Raw genomic sequence first — 21,423 nt, 5'->3', positions numbered from 1 at the left:
TTCGCCTCACGGTAATCGGAAAAAAAACTGGATCATTTTTTATGTGGATTAAATAACAGCCACGGTAAGGTGTAATCGTACAGCGCTTTCACCGGCACCACGGATAAGTGGAAATGTTTATCGTGCGGGCTGGGCCCATGGTAATCCCGCCATACCCAAGGCTGGACAGAAGCGCTAATGATCCGTTTGTTCCAGATAATATATTTAATTCGTTTGTCTTTGCTGGCGACCAACGCATCGACAATCGCCTGAGCATCACATTTATGTAGAGGATCGTGGGTAATATCGATAGCCGTTACCACACCAATATTTCCATCTATCACCTGCGGATTATGATCCGAGTTGGTGTGGGCATGATGTTCATCACCAATGGTGCCATCGCTGTCCTTGTTGCGATGCGGAGCATATTGATTAATCTGATCTCTGAGTATCAGCAGACTCTTTGCGACACGCCATACCATGTTATTTACCCTCCGGATTGAAACAGGGGTTTGAGCTGACCGGCTCTGCGCCAGGAACCACGTCATGATAAACCGGAGAAGGGGGGGCAGGATCGGCTACTGGATCCGCTTTCACGCTGCTGACTTGTTGCTTTTTCAGGTTTTTCACTTGCAACAGATAATTAAGAATGACGTTCCAGAACGCCGATCCGCCGCTTGCCATCAGGCCAATACATAATGTCATCAGGTCCGGATGTTTAATGGCCGAGAAACTGCCGGCGACGAAAGGTTGGGTCAAAAACGCCGTCAGAATACCGGCAACCACCGCTAATATCTGTAGGGCTGATTTGCGTCGTCCTTCGATGACCGGATCCTGATTTTCCAGATTAAGCCAGGGAAAATACCCTTTGATTATCTCTACCAGTCTTTCCGAGGCGATACTGATGGCGATCAGCATCGTAATGATGTTTTCAAGTTGCGAAGAAATGGCATCGCTCATATTATCCTCACTATTGCTGTGTTGAATAAAAATAATTTACGACGTTTTTATCATGTGCTTAATTCATAGGGGCAAGTTTATGTCGACTCATTTTACGGTCATTTTTGTCGTTCAGGCCGGTAATCGGCAAGTTGTAATAAAATGACAGCGCGTAATAAATAATCCGCCAGAGCGTGTTCGGAATAACTATTTAATTCGACACGAAAACTGAACCGCGGAATTAACCCGTGATAATAAATTTATCGTCGCTTTTTTGATGAGTATAACGGAGGAAACAGAGACGCCACTCATTCATATGAATGAGTGGCGTAAAAAAACTCGCCGCGCGGGCAGGAGGAAGAGAAGCGGGCCAGCGACCGGTTAGCGCGCCCCGGAATGGGACGCTCAGGTCGTGGGGCTTTCGCGGGTGGCTCGCGCCAGCGGGTTGCTGTCCAGTTCCAGCTGGTCGCGCAGCGCCCAGCCGCGCAGCTTGCCGGGGTTAAGCAATCCCGCCGGGTCGAGAGACTGTTTCACCGCCACGACGTCGGGGCGAATCACGCCCTGTTTGCCGTCCTCAACCTGCAGCACGTGGGGGTTGTTAATCTTGACGTCGTTGTCGCGAAATATCTGCATGATGGTGTTGAGCCGCGCGGGCGTGGTATAGCGCACCAGCTGCAGACCGCTGGCGGTGAGGTTGCCTTCGATATCGCGCAGGAATTCAATATGGGAAATCACCTCCCCGGCGAAGTGCTGCTCCATCTGTAAAATTTGCTGCGGATAGCGCAGCGGATCAAACGCCGTCTGCAGATAAGTCAGCGTATTGTCCACCTTGAGCGCATGCAGGGTGGTGTGGTTCCAGCAGTATTCCATTAACGAGGCGTTTTGCGTCCGGGCCTCGTCGCTGGCCTGACGGATGGCGTTGCTCCCGCGATGGCGCTTTAACAGGCTGGCGCAGAGTCCTTCGCTCTCCTCGGCGATCAGGCTGATAACCGCATGCTGCCCGGTGCGGTAACGATCCTTGAGGTGGCTAAAGTAGTCGGCGATCGGCGTGGCCAGCAGCGCGACCTGACGTTTTACCAGCCCCGGCGAACGGACGCAGGCGTTGGCATAGTTCAGCGCATCGGCGAAATCGTCAAACACGTCCAGGCGTTCAATCCACTGGTGCACGGGCGCCAGCGCCAGCTCAACCTCCAGAATGATGCCGTTGGTGCCGTAGGCGTGATGCAGCAGCAGCGCTTCGGGAGCCGGGACGGTCAGCACGCGGGGGACCGGCTCGACGGTCATCACTTTGACGCTGAGCACATTGCCGGGCGCCGCCAGCGGCCCATAGTTGATGGAGCCTATGCCGCCGAACCCGCCGCCGTAGAGGCCGCCCAGGCTCGCCAGTCGGTAGGTCGACGGCATGCAGCGCAGCTCCCATCCCGTTGGGCGGGCGGCGGTTTCGATGTCTGCCAGACGAATGCCGGCCTGGGCGCGCACCGTGCCGTTGCCGAGGGCGACGATCTGGTTGAGTCCGGTCATATCGACCAGCAGCCCGCCTTCGAGGGGGACCAGTTGGCCATAGTTGCCGGTGGCGCTGCCGCGCAGCGTCAGCGGCAGCTGGTGCTGCGCGCAGGCGGCGACCAGCTGGCGCAGCTCCTCTTCGTCGCGTGGGCGAACCACCGCGTCCGCCTGTTTCCCCGCCAGTTGCTCAGTGAGTACCGGACTGAACCAGTGAAAATCGCGGGAAAGCCGTTTGATCTTCGCCGGCTGTAAGGTCCACTCCAGCGTCGGGAGTGCCTGCTGGATCGCCGCGACCGCGTGTTGACGCTGCTCATCAGTCATCATTTTTCTTCCTGTTCGTCAGCAAAATATTAATGAGATTGCACGGCTTCGCTTTCATGCCAGGCGCTGAGCGCCCGGCGCGAAACCCAGGACATCACGCCAAACAGCGCGATCCCGGCGAGAGAGATCAGCAGCAGCGCGGCAAACATCAGCGGGATATCCAGCTGGTAGCCAGCCTGCAGGATCTGATAGGCCAGACCGGTATTGGTCCCGCCGGTCCCGGCGACAAACTCCGCCACCACCGCGCCAATCAGCGACAGCCCACTGGAAATACGCAGCGCGCCGAAGAAATAGGGCAGCGCCGAGGGGATACGCAGCCGCACCAGCGTTTGCCAGCGGCTGGCGTGATTGAGGCGAAAATAGCTCAGCAGGCCGGGGGAGACGCTGCGCAGTCCCTGAGTGGTATTGGAGATGATGGGAAACACCGCCATCAGGGTGGCGCATACCACCAGCGAGAGCGTGGCATCCTTCACCCAGATGATGATCAGTGGGGCGATGGCGACAATCGGCGTCACCTGCAAAAACACGATGTAGGGAAACAGGGCGGTTTCCACAAAGCGGTTCTGCACCAGGATAAACGCCACCGCGGCGCCAATGAGAATCGACAGCAGAAACGAGATCAGGGTGATCTTGAGGGTGAACAGCAGCGCCAGCAGCAGCGGCGTGAGATGCGTCCACAGGCTTTCCAGCATCACCAGCGGCGACGGCACCAGAAAGGCCGGGATGCGAAAATAGCTCACCGCGCCCTGCCACAGGAGCACCACCGCCACCGCGACGAGGGTCGGATAGAGAATTTTGAGAAAACGCGGATGCTGGACCCACGGCGTTGAGGTTGTGTTTTTCATATTATGACTCCATACCGGACTGGCTGGCCTGCAACAGACTGTCCTGCAGCTGACGGGCATACAGGGAAAAGGCCGGACTGACGCGGAACGCCTCGCTGCGCGGGAACGGCTCCCGGATGGCGATATCTTCGACCACCCGTCCGGGACGGGCCGCCATCATGATCACCCGCTGTGAGAGAAACACCGCTTCGTGGATCGAGTGGGTGACGAACACCACCGTCAGGTTCTGCTCCTGCCAGAGACGCAACAGGTCGCTGTCGAGTTTGTTACGCGTAATTTCATCGAGCGCGCCGAAGGGCTCATCCATCAGCAGCAGCTTTGGCCGGGTGACCAGGCCGCGGGCGATGGAGACGCGCATTTGCATGCCGCCGGAGAGTTCGCGCGGCAGGACGTCGGCGAATTTGCCCAGCCCCACCAGTTCAAGGACTTCACTCACCCGGGTATTACCTTCCGCGCGCGGCACGCCGGCCAGATCCAGCGGCAGCCTGACGTTATTGCGAACGCTGCTCCACGGCATCAGGGTGGCTTCCTGGAAGACGAACGAGAGCGGATGCTGGGCTTTCTCCCGGCTATCGCGCCGCCACAGCATCAGCTTGCCGTCGCTGGGCTCCACCAGGCCGGCGACCATCTTCAGCAGCGTACTCTTCCCGCAGCCGGACGGGCCGAGCAGGGTAATAAACTCCCCCTGATTGATGGTCAGGTTAACGGGCAGCAGCGCCCGGGTACCGTTGCTGTAGATCTTCTCCGCCGACAGCACCTCGATGGCCGGGGTGGCAGAGGCGGGCGTAAAGCGGGTGTCGCTCATCACGGTCAGTTTCGGGGCGGTATTCATGGCATCACTCCGGCGTCTTTGACCATCTCCAGGGTGTAAGTCTGCTCAAACGGCACCTTGCTGGCGTCGATCAGCTTGTTTTTCACCAGCATGTCCCAGGTTTTCTTCAGCCGCGGCTCGGTGATGATGCCGATGCCGCCGGTCTTGGCATCGCCGCCGGTCACCAGCTGGTACTGCTTCATCTGGGCAATACCAAAGGCGATCTGCTCGGCGCTCATTTGCGGATTTGCTTTAGCGATCAGACTGTTGCCGGGGGTGGGATCCTGCAGGTAGCTTTTCCAGCCCTCCATGGAGGCTTTGACGAAGGCTGCCACCGCCGCCGGACGTTTGCGGATGGTGTCGGCCATACAGATAATCGAGTTGCCGTAGGGCGGATATCCCCAGTCGCTGAGCGGATAGACATAGAACGGCTGCCCGCCTTTGGCGACGGAGAACGGCTCGGAGGTCACGTAGCCCTGCTGCACCAGGTTTTTATCGGCGAGGAACGGCTGAACGTTAAAGGTATAGGGGCGCACTTTGCTGCCAGCCAGACCCAGCTCGCTCTTCGCCCACGGCCAGAAAGAGGTATAGGCCTCGGTAGCGAGCAGGAAGGTTTTGTCTTTAAGCTCCGCCGGGTTCTCCACTTTGTTATGAGTGATAAACACCGTCGGCGAGTGCTGGAACACGGTAGCGACGGTCACCGCATGCACCCCGGCCTGCCAGGTCTCCAGCGCCTGACCGTTGTCGCCAAGGGTACAATCGGCCTGACCGGCAGCCATCAACTGCATGACGTTGATCTGCGGGCCGCCCATTTTAATCTCGACATCGAGACCGGCGTGCTGATACAGCCCGGTGGCCTGGGCCTGGTAAAACCCGCCGTGCTCGGCCTGGGCATACCAGTTGGTGAGAAACGTAAACTTCTCCGCCGCGAAGCAGGAGGCTGAGGTCGCGAGGGCGGCCACGGTCAGCAGGGTAAAAACGAGCGTCGGTCTGGTATTCATCATGGCTCCTTGGATTCAGCAGCGAAAGAGGGGGGTAGGGACTGCACAAAGCCGTGCCAGTGCTGTTTGCCCCAGGTCGGTTCGTGACGTTCGACCCAGGCCATGCGGTGGATCTCGATGATCGCTTGCGCCCAGCTGGCGGCGAGGGAGTAGAGAAGCCCTTCGCCTTGCTCCCGCGTCGCCGGGGTCGGGTCGCCAATCACCCCGCTGGGGCCAAAGTCATACGACGCCCACGCCGCCGCCGGGCGGCCTTTCGACAGGGTCGGGCAGGGGAATTCCGGCGGGAAGTTGGCGACCGCCCGCTCCATATGAACGTACTCCGGGGCCAGCGCCAGCATCAGCGCCGTTTCGCTATGTCCGGCGTGCATCGCCATCCGCTGTTCATGCGGACTGAGAAACTGTTTTTCGCAGTTGGGCACGTTGAACACATCGTGCGGGATGGCGATGAAATCCCCGTGGCGCAGGCGCATTTCCCGGCAGGCGATTTGCAGGATCTGCGGCTGGCCGCCGTGGCCGTTGATCATCAGCAGCTTGCGAAAACCGGCCCGATAGAGGGATTCGGCGATCTCCAGCAGGGTATGCAGCAGCGTATCGCCGCTGAGGGTCAGGGTGCCGGGAAAATGCAGATGCTCCTCGGACTTACCGTAGACGATCGGCGGGATGGCGTAGGCCGGGATCGCCGCCGGCAGCCGGGCGAGGGCATGGCCCGCCACGCCGGAAGATATCACGCTGTCCACCGAGCAGGGCAGATGCGGGCCGTGCTGTTCGATCGCCCCGGTGGGGAGGACGATAACCGTATTGCTTTTATCCGGCAGGGCGGCCACGTCCGTCCAGCTCAGGAAAGGGAGAAAGCGCGCTGCAGGAATGTAACCGTTAATCATCGCGGTGCCTCGGAGTGAATTGGCTGGGGAAACCAGACGGTCGCTTCAACTTCAATCAATACCGTGGCGTCGGGCAGCATTTCGCTGACCTGGACCACGGTGGAAACGGGCGGCTGGTCGGGATAAAACAGCTTTCTGACCCGGCTGTAATAGGGAAAATGGTCAAGGTTGCGAAAGTACTGCACCAGCTTGATAACGTCGCTCATCTGCCCTCCTGCGGACGCCACGGTGTGGCGGATGCTTTCCAGGACGTACCAGCTCTGGGCGAGGATCGGGCCCTGTTTCGCATCGGTTGAAAATTCGCCGGTCGCCCCCAGCAGCTCCCGCACCGGCTCAGGCACATCCTGAAAGCCGTTGACGATGGTGCCGGTCAGGGGATTGACCGGAATAATGCCGGAGAGAAAGATAAAATCGCCGGCTCTGCGCCAGGCGGCATACCGCGCCAGCGGCGCCCCCGCGCCTGCTTCAAGACTCATGTGCCATCTCCTCTTGCCACACGCGCCGGTGGGTTAACCTGCCGTGGTTAACCACCAGACGGGCGGCGCTGTTTAAAGGCCAGGTAAAACGGTCGCTACCCGGGAAAATCACCACGCTGGCCGCCGCGCCGATGGCAAAGGGCGCCGCGTCTGCCGGCGAACCGGTTAGCGCCGCGCGATCGCAGATCAGCCGCGACTGCCGGTCGAACAGGTCGCTGAGCTGAGCGCTGAACAGGCCGCAGGCCAGGGTGTCCAGCGGGTCGTAGCTTCCCGCCGGACAAAAAGCGTCCTGCACGTTGTCGCAGCCGAGCAGGGTGGCCACGCCGGCGGCCTGCGCCTCGTGCAGCAGGGTGATCCCCCGCTGGCGCGGCGTGCGACCGAATGTCGCATCCTGCAGCAGCAGGTTGGTCATCGGCAGAGCGATAAGGGTGACGCCGTGCGCCGCCAGCTGGCGCAGGATCGGCGCCGCCTGTTCGTCGCTGCCGGCGGCCAGCGCGCAGCCGTGGCTGCAGCAGATATGCCCGGGAAAAGGGTGGCGGGAGAGATGGTCCGCCAGCCAGGTGAGCCCCTGAGACACTTCGCTGAGCTCCTCATCAATATGCAAATCCAGATCCAGATCCCAGCGGGCCGCGCTATCCAGCAGGTTTGCCATGGCGGCGGCGTCCCAGTTGGAGGAGTGGATGAAGCCGCCCAGCAGGCAGCCCTCCCCGCTGGTGGCGACCGTTCGGGCAATGGCCCCGGCGTCCGCCGGATCGCGAAACAGGGTCAGCGGGACCAGCGCCACCCGCTCCAGGGTGATGCCGACGGTATCGAGGCGGGCGATCTCCTGCCAGGCGTCCGGTGCGTCGGCGGTAAACCAGTCGATATGGCTACGCAAATGGGTCACACCATTTGCTGCCGCCCGGGCCAGCGCGGCGGACGCCCGACGTTGAATATCCGCCCTGGTCCAGTGCTGGCGATCCTCGTGCATGGCGTGGATCGCCGCCAGCAGCCCGGCCTGCGCCGGACGGCAGCGTTCAATGGTAAAGGTTTTGTCCAGATGGGCATGGGGTTCTACCAGGCCGGGGAGCGTCAACGCCCCCGCCAGGTCCCACAGGCCGGGAGCCGGCTCGACGGACGGCGTCACGGCGGCGATCCGTCCATCGCGAAAGGCCAGGTCCGCCAGCAGCGGTTCACCGTTGGCCCGCGTCGGCCAGCCGTCGGGCAGCGCCCAGGCCGGGAGTCGGGCGCGGCTGATACCGGCGAGCGGCGCGGAAGAGGAGGGGAACGTCATCGTCAGTCTCCTCACAGATCCAAAACCAGAACCGGCGATTTCGCCCGCGAACAGCAGAGCGTGATCTGGTCGTTGCCCGCTTTCTCTTCCGCCGTCAGCACGCTGTCCCGGTGTTCGGGGATCCCGTTGAGGACCCCGGTAATACACGACCCGCACATTCCCTGTTCGCAGGAGAGCATCACTTCCACGCCGGCGTGCTGTAATACCTGAGCAATGGTTTGATCCGCGGCGACCTGCAGGCGCTGCCCGCTGGAGGCCAGCTCAATATAAAACGCATTTTTCGCCGCAGTATTATTTTCCGCCGCGGGAGTAAAACGCTCGAAGACGAATTGCGACGGCGACCAGCGATATTCCTCCATGACCGACTGCAGTCGCTGAATAAAACCCTCCGGGCCGCAGGCTACCACTGCGGTATCAGGATCGGGCGTGGTTAAGCAGGCGGGGATCCGCTGGCGAAACGACGCGCCTTCCTCGCTACAGTGGATCGCCACCGTGCCGCCCGCAGCCAGCTGGGTCAGGCGCGGGGAGAAGGCCGTCTGGCGCGAGCTGGCGACATAATAATGCAGCTCCAGCGCTCCCTTTCTGGCGGCAATCGCTTCAGCCATCGCCAGCAACGGCGTGATGCCGATACCGCCGGCAAACAGCAGGTAGCGCCCGGCCTCCGGCAGGGGAAAATGGTTACGCGGAGGCGAAATGGCAAGCCGATCGCCGGGTTTGAGCTGCTGATGCAAATAGCGTGAGCCGCCGGTGGACGCGTCCGTCAGTCTGACGCAAATTTCATAAGTATTACTGCGGTCAGGCGTGCCGCACAGGGAATACTGCCGGGGGCCAACGCCGGGAATAATAATATCGATATGCGCCCCGGCGGAGTAGGCCGGTAATATTTCCCCGGCCGCCGCCTGCAATATTAATGATAGATTTCCCTCTCCATTGGGGCGTATTTCCCCGACCGAGACCGAAATAAGATCGTGGCTGTGCATTACCGTTTACTCTCCCTCATTCCGCTGTCTGCAGGGCGGCCAGGGTCGGCGAAGAGATAACTCCCCTTCGCGGTAAACTGTCCGGCGTGCAAAAAATGGCTGAAACGATCGTTTCTCCGCTATGAATGCTACGGTATTGTGATAAAACTGTTGCGTCCAGAGCTTTGATTCGCACAACCCGTTGCAAAAAAGAGAGCACCCAAACCATGTTTGCCTTCTCCCGATTTCTGCTCTATTTCACCGAAGTGGCCCGTCAGGGATCGTTTCGTAAAGCGTCAGAGGCGCTGCATGTGTCGGCGTCTTCCATCGACCGTCAGATTTTGCGCGTGGAACAGGAGCTGGCGATGCCGCTCTTTGAGCGCCACCCCACCGGGCTGCGGCTGACCGCCGCCGGGGAGCTGCTTCTGCACGCGGCCAATAACTGGAAAAAGGACTTTACCCGGGTCTGCGAACAGCTGGATGACCTGCGCGGGTTGCGGCGGGGGCATGTGCGTATCGCTACCATCGATGCCATTAACCGGCATTTTTTTTCGACGATGCTCAAAGAGGTGCATAAACATTATCCCAACATCTCTTTTACATTGACCACCATCAACAATATCCACATTCAGCAGGCGCTGATCTCTGGCGAGGCGGATTTCGGCATCATGCTCAATCCCCAGACCTCCCGCGAACTGCAGGTGCGGGCGTTTGCCGAGATGAATATGGGTATCGTGGTGCCGACCGGCCATCCGCTGGCCAGCCGCAGCGCGGTGCGCTTTAGTCAGTGCATCGACTACCCGTTTATCCTGCCGTCCGCCCCGTTGATGATCAGCGAGCCGGTGGAGGCGCTGGTGAATATCAGCGGCAACGAGGTGAAGGAGGTGGCGGTGTCGAATAACATTCACATGATCCGCACCCTGATCAAAGAGCAGATGGGCATCGGCATCCTGTGCCGGCTGGATATTCTCGATGAGATCGAGTCAGGCCAGCTGGCGTTTGTACCGCTAACCGATCCGCAGCTTAAGCCTTTCACGCTGGCGCTGTGCGTCTCGCCCGCCCGCCAGCTTTCCCTCGCCGCCTCGATGATGTTGAACCAGCTGGAGATGCTCTTCAGTCAGCTGTGAGCGACCGGGCAGGCACTAAAATCATTCATTAGTGCACCATAATGGTGCGTTTTTGGTGTGCATGAATCAAAGGTTGCATGCCCGTGGGCGGCGGCGCAGGCGATTTATCGCGGCTGCTCGCGGGACAATCAAATCTGGCATTGTTTTTGTATAGCTGAGTGTGAGTAGAAGCGGTCAGTACGGGTTATCCATACGGGACATTGCTCAGTCACCATGTCGCGGTTCAATGTTGACCGGGATGGGAGGCTGAGCCGTGGTTTGCTCGCCCCTCTCCCGGCATGAAGAGGAGAGGGATAATGAAAAGTCGTGCACGCCTTCCCCGGGGCTTTCGCTGGCTGGGCCTGATGGCTCTCGGCGGTGTCTCGCTGGCCGTTCAGGCCGAGGAGAAAATCGTTCTGCTGACCTCCTGGTACGCTCAGGCTGAGCAGGGGGGTTATTATCAGGCCCAGGCCACTGGGCTGTACAAAAAATATGGTCTCGACGTCGAGATCCGCTCCGGCGGACCCCAGGTCAACGGCATGCAGTTGCTGTTGTCGAAGCGGGCCGATGTGATCATCGGCTACGATCTGCAACTGCTGGAAGGCATTCAGCGCGGCTTCCAGGCAAAGGCCATTGCCGCGCCCTTTCAGTACGATCCCCAGGGGCTGCTGACCCACGCCGATGTCACCTCCCTGCAGGGGCTGAAAGACAAAACGCTTCTGGTCTCCAGCTCCGGTCAGGCGACGTGGTGGCCGTGGCTGAAGGCGCAATACCAGCTGAGCGACGCTCAGGTTCGCCCCTATACCTTCAATATTCAACCCTTTGTCGTCGATGACGCTGTCGCCCAGCAGGCCTATGTCAGCTCCGAGGTGTTCCAGGTGCAGAAGGCCGGGGTGAAGGCGAACTTCTTCCTCTTTTCCGAGCACGGCTATCCCCCGTATGGCGGCATCCTTATCGCCCGCCCGGACACCATCGCCGAGCGGAAAGCGGCGATGGCGAAGTTCGTCCGCGCCTCAATGGAGGGTTGGGTGAGCTATCTCAAGGATCCGGCGCCGGGAAATGCGCTGATTAAGCAGGACAATCCGAAAATGACCGACGATCTGCTCGCCTGGGGCGTGACCCAGATCCGTGAGCATCACCTGATCGACGGCGGGGATGCCGCCAGCCAGGGCTGGGGGACGATGACCGACGCGCGCTGGCAGAAGACCCGCGACTTTATGGTCAGTACCGGTCTGCTGGCGGCGGCCACCGACTGGAAACAGGCCTACACCACCGAATTTGTTCAGGCCATGCAGGTTAAACCCTGAGGAGCGACGCCATGTCATTAATGATTAAAAATGCCCATGCCATCCTCAGCGGTCTGCCCGGAGAGGCGGCGCGGCTGGCCGGGCCGGATATTCGCATCCGCGACGGCAAGATTGCCGCCATCGGCAGCCTGACGCCGCTGCCGGAAGAGCGACAGATCGATGCCCGCGACTGTGTGATCTATCCGGCATGGGTGAACACGCACCACCATCTTTTTCAGTCGCTGCTGAAGGGCGAGCCGCAGGGGCTGAACCAGAGCCTGACGGCCTGGCTGAGCGCCACGCCGTACCGCTTTCGCGCGGCTTTCGATGAACATACCTTTCGTCTGGCGGTGCGCATCGGCCTGGTGGAGCTTCTGCGCTCGGGCTGCGCCAGCGTGGCGGATCACAACTACCTGTACTGGCCGGATATGCCTTTCGATACCTCGGAGATTGTCTTCAGCGAAGGGGAAGCGCTGGGGATGCGCATCGTTCTGTGCCGGGGTGGGGCGACCCAGGGTCGGGCGGTGGAACAGGATCTGCCTGTGGCGCTGCGTCCGGAAACCTTCGACGGCTATATGGCGGATATCGAACGGCTGGTCAGCCGCTATCACGACCCCCGGCCCGATTCTCTGCGCCGGGTGGTGATGGCGCCCACTACCGTCTTGCACTCCGCGCCGGGCGCCCAGCTGCGGGAGATGGCGAAGCTGGCCCGCCAGCTGGGGATCCGGTTGCACAGCCATTTATCGGAAACCGTCGATTATCTCGACGCCGCGCGGCAGAAATTCGCCATGACGCCGGTTCAGTTCTGCGCGGAACACGACTGGCTGGGAAATGACGTGTGGTTTGCCCATCTGGTGAAGCTGCTGCCGGAGGAGATTGCCCTGCTGGGCCGCACCGGAACCGGCATCGCCCACTGCCCGCAAAGCAACGGCCGGCTGGGCAGCGGCATCGCCGATCTGCTGGCGCTGGAGCAGGCCGGGGTCCCGGTCTCGCTGGGGGTGGACGGCGCTGCCTCGAATGAAGCGGCGGATATGCAAAGCGAAGCCCATGCCGCATGGCTGCTGCAACGCGCGCGCAAGGGGATGCTGGCGCAGCCGCGCTACGCCGGGGGCACCTTCGAGGGGGGAGCCGATGCGGCCACGGTGGAGGATGTGGTGCGCTGGGGCAGCGCCGGCGGCGCGCAGATCCTTGGCTTAGCGCAGACCGGCACCCTGCAGATCGGCATGCAGGCGGACCTCGCCATTTACCGGCTGGACGATCCGCGCTACTTCGGCCTGCATGATATGGCCATTGGGCCGGTGGCCTGCGGTGGGCGCGCCGCGCTGAAGGCGCTGCTGCTCAATGGCCGCCCCATCGCGGAAGACGACGCCATTCCCGGTCTCGACCTTGACGCGATGCGCCACGACGCGCTGGCGGCCGTCCGTACCCTCCAGCAGCGCGCCGCTGTTTAACTGATAACAGGATAATGACGATGAACGCAACCACTCAGAATCAACGCTACGCCTTACAGGAACTGGAAAAAGAGGCGCTGATGGGCGCCCAGGGCGAAGAGACCTTCGCCCGCGAAGTGCGCTGTATCGACCTGTCGAACTTTGCCGAAAGAAAAAATGACATTGCCGAACAACTGTGGGAGGCGGCGGTGGAGATCGGCTTCTTCCAGGTCAGCCACCACGGTATTCCGCTGGCGGATATCCGCCAGGCGTTCAGCATGACCGAGGCGTTTTTCGACCTGCCCGACGAGGTGAAGCGCCAGTATCCGCTGGCCGGCAACGCCGGCTGGGAAAGCAAAGCGCAGGTTCGGCCATCGACCCGCACGCCGGATCAAAAAGAGTCGTATCAGATCACCCGGCCGCTGATGGCCGGGCGCTGGCCCAGCGATCGGGAGTTGCCAGCATTCAAGCAGACGATGCTCGGGTTTGAATCGCAGTGCTGGCAGCTGGGGATGAAGATCCTCTCCTGCTTTGCTTTGAAGCTCGGTTTTCCGGAATCGTTTTTCACCACCGCGCACGATCCGCAGCGAGACACCTACCAGAGCACCTTGCGCATGCTGCATTACTATGCGACCGAGCAGTCGCAGCAGGGGATGTGGCGGGCCGGCGCGCACACCGATTTTGACTGTCTGACGCTGCTGTTCCAGCGCCCCGGCCAGGGTGGCCTGCAGGTTTGTCCCGGTAAAGACCGCGAAAGCCAGCAGTGGACCAGCATTGAACCGCGGGAGGAGGTGATCACCTGCAATATCGGCGATATGCTGATGCGCTGGAGCGACGACCAGCTGCCGTCTAACTTCCACCGGGTGAAAAATCCGCTGCCCCACGAATATCAGGGGCCGCGCTACAGCCTGGCGTTTTTCTGCCAGGCCAATAAAGATGTCGAGATCCTCGGGCCGCAGAGAAAGTACCCGCCCATCAGCGCCGAGGATTATCTGCAGCAGCGGATCCAGGCGAATTTCGCCAAAGGGTAAGATGCGCTCTTGAATGGTATACCTGCCGCCGGCTTTCGCTGGCCGGGCGGCAGGATATCCGGCGCTGAGCTTTTCAGCTACCGTGTTAAGTTGCCTGGTGTCACTGAAATATCTGAAGAACATCCCCCTAAGCGTCAGCAGCAAGCTACCTTGGTTAAGGCCCTGAAAATCACGTCCTTTACGTCGTAAACGCCGTAAAGCCAGCTCACCGGGGTTAAAGGGATTACCTTAACTTCTTTATTGCTGTTAGTGGGTTAAGGCTAACCAGGGCAGGGGGACCGAATTTATAGCTCGGTAACCGGCTACACCGGGCTTTCGGCGCCATGTGACTCCACAGACACATGTAACCTCATCTGGCACCTCCATGCCGCTGACGCGGCATTCTGAAGCTTCCCGATGCTGTAGGTTTTAACGTCTGCTCTGTGCCAGGAGCAGACATTGGTTGTTCATGTGGATAAATACTAATAGTTGTTTATTTTCGCCATAAAACAGGTTCGCGTTGAGCAAATAAACAGGCAACACTCATTTGTTGCTGAAGAAGGTAAGTCCAGACAATTTAGGTACTTAGGGTAGAACAACCTAAAAACAAATGGCTAGAAAAAAGTAATAATTTACCAGCACGCTGTTAGTAACAGGAGTATTAATTGATTTTAGTTAATATTTATCAATAAGTTAACGCTAGTATATTATCAGTTAGAACTAGTGGAGGTGTGCCGACACAATATGAGCATGTCATGCTTTACCCTCGGTCCCACACTCCGTACAGTAATGTCTGCCCGACAAAATGAACCGTTCAGTCGCGTGGTTGGGGGTAATGAATGCGGTGGTCAGTTTTACCTTCGCTGCAGGTGGTTTTGTAAGATGGATCGTGGCGAAGCGCGTCCCAACGAACTGATTGAAGCTAAGGTCAATGAGCATTGCATAAATCAACGCAGTGTAAATTTAAAGCACCAGTCTAATGCTCAGGCTGGCAAAAAATCAAAAAATGGATCGATACGAACATGACAGACAGCGTACAGACTGAAACGACCGAGGGAAAAATCATCATCAACTTGTTTGCGCCCAATCTTCCGGGCAGTACCAAAGAAGATGATCTCATTCAGAAATCTCTGCGTGATCAGTTGGTCGAGAGTATTCGGAACTCGGTTACCTCTCCTGACTCCGATAAGTCTGCTGGGCTAACACGGTTTATTGATGAGTCCGGTCGTAATGTATTTTTTGTGGATGGTACTCGCGGTGCGGGTAAAACCACTTTTATCAATAGCGTGGTCAAATCTCTGAACAGTGACAAAGGTGATGTCAATGTCAGCATCAAGTGTTTGCCGACCATCGACCCTACCAAGTTGCCGCGTCATGAACCCATTTTGGTCACTGTGACTGCCCGTCTGAATAAAATGGTGTCCGACAAGCTAAAAGGATGCTGGTCGTCGAATGACCATAAAAAACAAAAAGAACAATGGCAGAATCACCTTGCGCAGCTCCAGCGTGGTTTACATCTGCTCACAGACAAGGAATATAAGCCGGAATATTTCAGTGATGCTTTGAAGCTGGATGCCCAGCTTGATTACTCCATTGGTGGCCAGGATTTGTCAGAAATCTTTGAGAAGCTGGTTGAACGTGCATGTGAAATTCTCGGCTGCAAAGCCATTTTGATCTCGTTTGATGATATTGATACTCAGTTTGAAGCGGGGTGGGATGTACTTGAATCTATTCGTAAATTCTTTAATAGCCAGAAATTGTTGGTGGTGGCGACAGGTGACTTGCGGCTATATTCGCAATTGATTCGCGGTAAGCAATACGAAAATTACAGCAAAACTTTGCTCGATCAGGAAAAAGAGAGCGCCCGCTTAGCCGAGCGGGGCTATATGGTTGAACACCTTGAACAGCAATATTTATTAAAAATTTTTCCGGTACAAAAGCGTATTCAACTGAAAACTATGTTGCAACTGGTCGGCGAAAAGGGAAAAGGCGGTAAAGAGAATATCAAGGTTAAAACTAAGCTTGACATGCAGGATATTGCTGCCATAGATGTCCGGCAAGCGATTGGCGATGCTGTTAGGGAAGGCCTTAATTTGAGAGAGGGCTCTGATGCAGACATGTATGTGAATGAATTGCTGAAGCAGCCAGTGCGGTTGTTGATGCAGGTGCTTCAGGATTTCTACACCAAAAAATATCATGCTACATCGGTAAAACATGATGGTAAACAAGGCAGCAATGAAAGATCTGATGAGTTATCAGTTCCGAATTTACTTAGAAATGCCTTATATGGTTCGATGCTAAGCAGCATTTATCGAGCTGGGTTAAATTATGAACAACATCGATTTGGTATGGATTCGCTCTGTAAGGATATATTTACCTATGTAAAGCAGGATCGTGATTTTAACACCGGATTTTATTTGCGGCCTCAGTCTGAAAGTGAAGCATTAAGAAATTGCTCTATTTACTTAGCCTCTCAGGTAAGTGAAAACTGTCAGGGTAGTCTGTCTAAATTTTTACAGATGCTTTTAGTTGGTTGTGGTTCCATCAGCATATTCAATCAATTTGTGACCGAGTTAGCACAGGCTGAAAATGATAGAGAAAAATTCGACCAGATTGTTAGTGAATATGTAGCTTATATGTCTGTTGGTAGAATTGAAAGCGCCTCACATTGGGCTAATCGATGTTGTGCGGTGGTTGCAAACAACCCTAATGATGAAAAGGTTGGCGTTTTTCTTGGCATGGTGCAGTTAAATCGTAAATCACGCCAAAAGATGCCCGAGGGTTACAAAAAATTTAACATTGATACTGAGTATGGTTTGGCAAAAGCCGCAATGGCGGCTTCCTTGAGTACGGTAGCTTCAAATAACCTTATGGATTTCAGTAGTGTTTTTAATCTGATTGGTGCCATTGCAGATATCTCTGCATGTCGTCGTGAAAGACCTGCCATTACTAATGCTTTTAATAAAGTTGTAGCTCAGACAACATGTATTGTTCCCCCATGGAGCGAGGCTGCTGCTCGTGCAGAAATGAAAGGCTCAAGTAAAAGGGCGGATAAAGATGCTGCTGTTTTGGATGTTGACCTAGATCCCATGGATGATGACGCAACTGATGACAGACAACAGGATGACAATCAGCAGGATGGCATATCGGAATTTTCTGATGCCATTACAAAAGTTGAGCAATGGCTTAATAAAGTAAATGAAATTGAGAATGAAATTCGTCCGTCGGCACTTTTGATTGGTAAAGTATGGACTCGGTTGTATTTCAACCTTAATAATGTGGCTGATCAGCATAAAACTAGGCTCTATAAAGATGCAGAGCATGGACTAATGGCCAGTCAATCAAATGCTGCGAAAATTATGCGTTTTAATGTTTTGGCTTTTCTTCATGCGGTATTGGTTGAAGAGAGTTTTTATCATTCAGTTAGTAATGGGAAATATATCGGTGAAGGGTTAAGACTAAATCCAGTCACTTCAGTTGATGAGTTTGAGAAAAAGATAAATGTAATGAATGGAAAATTGAAAGTGGATAAGAAAAAATGGAAAGATACCCATCCATTGTTTTTCTTATTAATCAGTTGTCCAATTCTACATCCGTTCATTTTTCCTGTAGGGGGGGTTAATTGTTCAGCCAAAGCACTGAGCAAGGAAGTAAGTTTCCTTAAACTGATTGGTGAGATTGTTGGCGATAAATTACTTTCCAAAGAAGAATGGGATTATTTATCTGAAAATGATAATCGAAAAAGAAACATTAAACAGCTGGCGTCTCAAAACACTATAACATCGCTGAATTCTTCCACAATCGTTGGAGCATCATACGATAAAGCTACACCAGCCAGGAAAACTAAGTTGCCTTCAATAAATGACAACGTATAAAAATAATAATGGCCTTCGTATAAGGATTGGGTATGGAAAGGTTTCTTCTTAACTCGGCATTGCTGTTGGATCGGCTGAGCACCGTCTCGTTAAATGAGGTATCACTTGATGATAGGGTGGAGTCATCCGTGTTCCTTACTCAATACGAACAAATGCGTAGTTTGCCTGATCATGTAGCCAAGTCGGCTTGGTCATCCCTGGAACAGCGACTCAAACAGCGAAATATGAAACTTGGTCCAGTAGCGGCCTTGCGCCTAATCGCTGAAAAATTTGTTAAAAACGAGAAAGACGGCCCTAGAACCGATCTTGCTTTGTTCTCGGAATGGCAAACGCTGATGAGCCGAGTGTCGTGCCTGCCAATTATGGCGTGTCATCAGGTCTTTAACTCTGGGCCTGCCAGCCAGGAATATAGTTTTCGCTGGCCTTTATACCCATATCACCCGACGGTTGAGGACTACATTACCCGTGAACGCCTACACGAAACTCACCAACATCTGAATGGCAGTACCAGTGCGGAAGAGTGTTGGCTGGATGCACTCAAGCACCCAGAAGTTAGCATCAGAGATTTTGATAAGGGCTGGGCATCTCAAGAGATGAAACAACTCTGCGCCCAGATTGACCCCTCTCTGACGCCTGAAATCTTCAAGGATCGTTTGCAAATCGCTAGCAATATTCGCGAAATTCTTTGTCGGGTCGCTCAGGGCGTTGAGTTACCAGAGTGGATAGCATCAATGCAGAATCCGCAGCAGTTAGCGGATAGCACAATTCTGCATTATGACCAGGAGTATGGGTTTGCGACGGTTTGGCCAACTGACGACAAATACAGTCAGGAGTCTGAATTTTGCTGGCTAACCGCGTTGTTGGAAAAATGGCGGTATGGTGCGCCCGAAGGATTGGAACGACTGCTTTGGATTTACCTTCTGATTCAAAATCAGTACCTGACCTTACTGGTTCAGCGAGACGATTTTTTCGGTTTTGATCAGTTCCAGAAATACACCATGACAGAGCTGAGAGAAGAAACCGAGAAATCTTATTTGTCTCGTTTCAAACATGCGCATGGTGCCGGTGTGTATTCTCAGGTGCGTTATCTGGAAGGACGTTTTGCTCCGAAGAGCGACCCCAGCAAAATGCAAAAATTGATCTTCAGTGTGTTAAGAGGGTATTGGGAATACCTGAGTGCTCATATGCCTCTTGAATGGGTGCATGATAAGCCGCTGACTGTGTCGCAAGTACTCGATAATCTCGAACGGGTTGAAACTAATGGCAAGTGTGCAGAGCTGGCGCTAGTGCCGCACTTTATCAAAAGAAAGCCCAAAAAGGGAGAGGTTTATCCTTATGCATTACTATTCAAGGACCTGAAGAATCAGGCCTCTATCTTGATGGATATGCTGAAGCATGAGCCGCGCTTAACACGCTGGATTCGAGGAGTGGATGCTGCTGCTAATGAGATGCATGCTCCACCAGAGTTGTTTGGACCTTTGTTCAGAGTGCTGGCTAAATCGGGTGTTGCTCATTTTACCTATCATGTTGGCGAGGACTTTCCGCATCTGATCAGTGGTATTCGATCAATTGATGATGCTTTGAGGTTTTTGCCGTTGCGGAATGGCGACCGTCTTGGTCACTGCACGGCGATTGGCATCACACCTGGCATCTGGAAACGCTCTTTGCCATTGTCTTTGTCCATGACCAAAGAAACGCGACTGCTCGATTTGATATTTATCTGGCGGGAACTTCGAAGTCATCCGGAACTGCTGCGTTACGCTAGTGATGCAGCGATTGAAGCGGTTCATTTGGCCCATGAGGTATTTTCGCTGGAAGAAGAAATCTCGATTACCACCCTTGATCAGGTGTTTGAGTTGCGGGGGATGTTGGCTGAATCGGAAGGCCTACTGGGTGAACTGGATGGGCCATTAAAACCCAGATCCCTATGGTTGGAAGAGTACGAGCGCGCCAGAGAGTTGGCTAAAACGGCAGGTATGAAAAGGCCGCTGAAGTTGTATAAGCAATGGCTTACATCTGACAATGCGCAAAAGCAGCGTGCTGAATATGTTGAAGTTGCCCTAGAATATTTGCCGGATGAAGCAGTTATTGCATTACAACAAGCTGTAATGGCAAAAATAGCAGACCGAAACATTGCGATAGAATGCCCTCCGACCAGCAATACTCGCATTAGTCAGTATCGAGATGTCAGCGAACATCATATCTTTCGCTGGATAGGCTTGCCGGGTGAGGCGGTTGAAGGTGACGTCCCTATGTCTATTTGTTTGGGATCTGATGATCCGGGGATCTTTGCAGCGGATTTGAAATCCGAGTTCTATCATTTGTTCGTTGTGTTAACCCGAAAGTTTGGTTTGTCGCCAGCGGAGGCTTTGAGAAAGGTGGCAGAGGTGAACGAGAATGGGCGGATTTATCGCTTTCATGATGTCAGCTAGCATGTATACATCGAGATTCTGTAATTGTTCAAGATCCGCAGGGCTCATTGGTACCCCTCTATAAGATATTGTCGCGGAGCTGGGAAATATGTTTCTCGGTCGACATTTAACTTCCGAAGATCATTTTGCTTGTTAGTCTGGGAGAGAGTTTTGTCGTCTATGCATGTGGCCTTTCATTGCAATCTGTATCAAAGAAGCTATTGATATCACCCGCAAATGGCCTTGGGCCAACGGTGCCACGCCGCCAAGGCCCCTAAATTAGGCTATTTATCAATTCTATATATCTTAATGAGTTACAATAGCTAACGAACAATTAGACGGGCACACCGGATACTCAGAGCGCACAATGAGTTCGGCACATAACAAAACAAGCCAATCGGACTGCATTGCCGCTCGCTGCATTGAACTCACAGCTCAAAGCTGACTGTCAGGTCCCTGCCCGGACCGTTTACGATATTCCCCCGCTGTCACTCCTGTGAAACGCTTGAATGCGCGGCCCAGAGTAATTCCTGAATCGTAGCCCACCATCTCTGCAATCTTAGCCAGGGTCAATTGTGGATGTCTCAGTAAACAACGAGCACGGTACATTCTCCAGTGAGTGAGATAATCCCCGGGAGTGATTCCTGTTATGTCCTTAAAATGAACTGCAAACGCGGAGCGCGACATCCCTGCTTCCGCAGCGAGCAGTTTGAGGCTCCATGGTCTCCCGATATCTCTGTGTATTTGTTTCACCACACGGCTAAGACGGGGATCGGCAAGGGCGGCTATCCAGCTTTTATGTGTTTGCTCGCGTAAATAATGTGCTCTGATAGCCTGTACAAAAAATACGTCTGCAAGCCGGCTCACGACTATACGCGACCCCATGTGCTGTTCGGTACTTTCGATAGCCAGTAGTTTTAACGTCGCTTCCAAAAGTGGTGAACGGGCAGCGTCAGAGGGGATGACCACGACTGAGGGCAGCAGTGAAAGCAACGGTTCTGCTCCCGTAGTATCGAAGGAGAAATAGCCACAGAGAATATTGGCCACTTCGCCATCACCTCCAAAACTGAGACTATTACCTGAACATTCAGCAAAGATATCTTCGCACCATTGTGTTGGAGTAGAAGGGTTATCTACCAGAGAAAAAAGGGTCTCAGGCTTCACCAGGAACCCATCTCCTTGCCGCAGTTCAATGGGGTTTTCAACGCCTTCCACTATAAGAATTCCATGTCCAGAAACCATGAATCCAAAGCGAATTGAAGCACTTCTTACAAAGCTTATCCCCCACGGGGCATGCGGTAAAAGGCGTGAATAAAG

Annotated in this window: 17 protein-coding genes; 6 read left to right on the top strand and 11 right to left on the bottom strand. The window is 55.2% G+C overall.

Going from position 1 to position 21,423, the window contains the following annotated elements:
• Positions 1–32 precede the first annotated feature (32 nt).
• The 10 genes from FHW76_RS00085 to FHW76_RS00040 form a co-directional block, all read right to left on the bottom strand.
• Positions 33–461, bottom strand: a complete 429-nt coding sequence (locus tag FHW76_RS00085) for a hypothetical protein (protein WP_044650152.1) — start codon at positions 459–461, stop codon at positions 33–35.
• A gap of 1 nt (position 462) precedes the next feature.
• A complete protein-coding gene (locus FHW76_RS00080; protein WP_008804564.1) occupies positions 463–939 on the bottom strand; it encodes a hypothetical protein in 477 nt (158 codons plus the stop codon).
• Between the two features lie 384 nt (positions 940–1,323).
• Entirely contained in the window at positions 1,324–2,745 is a 1,422-nt protein-coding gene (locus FHW76_RS00075) for an FAD-binding oxidoreductase (protein ID WP_183476084.1), read from the bottom strand.
• Positions 2,746–2,771: 26 nt separating this feature from the next.
• Positions 2,772–3,587, bottom strand: a complete 816-nt coding sequence (locus tag FHW76_RS00070) for an ABC transporter permease (RefSeq protein ID WP_049162721.1) — start codon at positions 3,585–3,587, stop codon at positions 2,772–2,774.
• A gap of 1 nt (position 3,588) precedes the next feature.
• Positions 3,589–4,419 (bottom strand): ABC transporter ATP-binding protein, encoded by an 831-nt coding sequence (locus FHW76_RS00065; protein ID WP_004175785.1) that lies wholly within the window; start codon positions 4,417–4,419, stop codon positions 3,589–3,591.
• Positions 4,416–5,399: an ABC transporter substrate-binding protein gene (locus tag FHW76_RS00060; protein WP_016161232.1), complete on the bottom strand. Its 984-nt coding sequence runs from the start codon at positions 5,397–5,399 to the stop codon at positions 4,416–4,418. Before FHW76_RS00060 ends, FHW76_RS00065 begins: the two co-directional genes overlap by 4 nt.
• Positions 5,399–6,280 carry a creatininase family protein gene (locus FHW76_RS00055; RefSeq protein WP_183476082.1) on the bottom strand — a complete coding sequence of 294 codons (882 nt, stop codon included), beginning with the start codon at positions 6,278–6,280 and terminating at the stop codon, positions 5,399–5,401. Before FHW76_RS00055 ends, FHW76_RS00060 begins: the two co-directional genes overlap by 1 nt.
• On the bottom strand, positions 6,277–6,756 hold the full coding sequence (locus FHW76_RS00050; RefSeq protein ID WP_183476079.1) for a RidA family protein: 480 nt from the start codon (positions 6,754–6,756) through the stop codon (positions 6,277–6,279). The genes FHW76_RS00055 and FHW76_RS00050 overlap by 4 nt, the downstream gene beginning before the upstream one ends.
• Complete coding sequence (locus FHW76_RS00045) at positions 6,746–8,029, bottom strand: amidohydrolase family protein (protein ID WP_183476076.1); 1,284 nt, start codon at positions 8,027–8,029, stop codon at positions 6,746–6,748. Before FHW76_RS00045 ends, FHW76_RS00050 begins: the two co-directional genes overlap by 11 nt.
• An 11-nt stretch (positions 8,030–8,040) precedes the next feature.
• On the bottom strand, positions 8,041–9,009 hold the full coding sequence (locus tag FHW76_RS00040; RefSeq protein WP_080923448.1) for a PDR/VanB family oxidoreductase: 969 nt from the start codon (positions 9,007–9,009) through the stop codon (positions 8,041–8,043).
• A gap of 206 nt (positions 9,010–9,215) precedes the next feature.
• On the opposite strand from FHW76_RS00040, the gene FHW76_RS00035 reads away from it, so the two are divergent.
• The 6 genes from FHW76_RS00035 (at position 9,216) to FHW76_RS00010 (ending at position 20,127) form a co-directional block, all read left to right on the top strand.
• On the top strand, positions 9,216–10,115 hold the full coding sequence (locus FHW76_RS00035; RefSeq protein WP_004202952.1) for a LysR family transcriptional regulator: 900 nt from the start codon (positions 9,216–9,218) through the stop codon (positions 10,113–10,115).
• 296 nt (positions 10,116–10,411) lie between these two features.
• The gene (locus FHW76_RS00030) at positions 10,412–11,401 is read left to right on the top strand and encodes an ABC transporter substrate-binding protein (RefSeq protein ID WP_022065085.1); all 990 of its coding nucleotides are present in this window, start codon (positions 10,412–10,414) and stop codon (positions 11,399–11,401) included.
• Positions 11,402–11,412: 11 nt separating this feature from the next.
• Complete coding sequence (locus FHW76_RS00025; protein WP_183476073.1) at positions 11,413–12,831, top strand: amidohydrolase family protein; 1,419 nt, start codon at positions 11,413–11,415, stop codon at positions 12,829–12,831.
• Positions 12,832–12,851: 20 nt separating this feature from the next.
• Positions 12,852–13,841, top strand: a complete 990-nt coding sequence (locus FHW76_RS00020) for an isopenicillin N synthase family oxygenase (RefSeq protein WP_023340290.1) — start codon at positions 12,852–12,854, stop codon at positions 13,839–13,841.
• Between the two features lie 1,001 nt (positions 13,842–14,842).
• Complete coding sequence (locus FHW76_RS00015) at positions 14,843–17,695, top strand: archaeal ATPase (protein WP_117143167.1); 2,853 nt, start codon at positions 14,843–14,845, stop codon at positions 17,693–17,695.
• Positions 17,696–17,727: 32 nt separating this feature from the next.
• Entirely contained in the window at positions 17,728–20,127 is a 2,400-nt protein-coding gene (locus FHW76_RS00010; protein ID WP_117143168.1) for an adenosine deaminase, read from the top strand.
• 414 nt (positions 20,128–20,541) lie between these two features.
• Here FHW76_RS00010 and FHW76_RS00005 read toward each other — a convergent pair.
• On the bottom strand, positions 20,542–21,423 hold an 882-nt coding region (locus FHW76_RS00005), incomplete at its 5' end, for an AraC family transcriptional regulator (RefSeq protein WP_260182173.1).

The organism is Klebsiella sp. RC2, assembly GCF_014192815.1.
GTDB lineage: Bacteria > Pseudomonadota > Gammaproteobacteria > Enterobacterales > Enterobacteriaceae > Klebsiella > Klebsiella variicola.
Note: the sequence above shows the minus strand (reverse complement) of the source record. Positions and strands in the feature narration are given on the sequence as shown.

Coding starts and splice junctions, on each gene's coding strand:
- FHW76_RS00015 (WP_117143167.1), top strand. CDS start 14,843: ATGACAGACAGCGTACAGACTGAAACGACCGAGGGAAAAATCATCATC.
- FHW76_RS00070 (WP_049162721.1), bottom strand. CDS start 3,587: ATGAAAAACACAACCTCAACGCCGTGGGTCCAGCATCCGCGTTTTCTC.
- FHW76_RS00060 (WP_016161232.1), bottom strand. CDS start 5,399: ATGAATACCAGACCGACGCTCGTTTTTACCCTGCTGACCGTGGCCGCC.
- FHW76_RS00050 (WP_183476079.1), bottom strand. CDS start 6,756: ATGAGTCTTGAAGCAGGCGCGGGGGCGCCGCTGGCGCGGTATGCCGCC.
- FHW76_RS00065 (WP_004175785.1), bottom strand. CDS start 4,419: ATGAATACCGCCCCGAAACTGACCGTGATGAGCGACACCCGCTTTACG.
- FHW76_RS00055 (WP_183476082.1), bottom strand. CDS start 6,280: ATGATTAACGGTTACATTCCTGCAGCGCGCTTTCTCCCTTTCCTGAGC.
- FHW76_RS00020 (WP_023340290.1), top strand. CDS start 12,852: ATGAACGCAACCACTCAGAATCAACGCTACGCCTTACAGGAACTGGAA.
- FHW76_RS00085 (WP_044650152.1), bottom strand. CDS start 461: ATGGTATGGCGTGTCGCAAAGAGTCTGCTGATACTCAGAGATCAGATT.
- FHW76_RS00075 (WP_183476084.1), bottom strand. CDS start 2,745: ATGATGACTGATGAGCAGCGTCAACACGCGGTCGCGGCGATCCAGCAG.
- FHW76_RS00045 (WP_183476076.1), bottom strand. CDS start 8,029: ATGACGTTCCCCTCCTCTTCCGCGCCGCTCGCCGGTATCAGCCGCGCC.
- FHW76_RS00040 (WP_080923448.1), bottom strand. CDS start 9,009: ATGCACAGCCACGATCTTATTTCGGTCTCGGTCGGGGAAATACGCCCC.
- FHW76_RS00080 (WP_008804564.1), bottom strand. CDS start 939: ATGAGCGATGCCATTTCTTCGCAACTTGAAAACATCATTACGATGCTG.
- FHW76_RS00025 (WP_183476073.1), top strand. CDS start 11,413: ATGTCATTAATGATTAAAAATGCCCATGCCATCCTCAGCGGTCTGCCC.
- FHW76_RS00030 (WP_022065085.1), top strand. CDS start 10,412: ATGAAAAGTCGTGCACGCCTTCCCCGGGGCTTTCGCTGGCTGGGCCTG.
- FHW76_RS00035 (WP_004202952.1), top strand. CDS start 9,216: ATGTTTGCCTTCTCCCGATTTCTGCTCTATTTCACCGAAGTGGCCCGT.
- FHW76_RS00010 (WP_117143168.1), top strand. CDS start 17,728: ATGGAAAGGTTTCTTCTTAACTCGGCATTGCTGTTGGATCGGCTGAGC.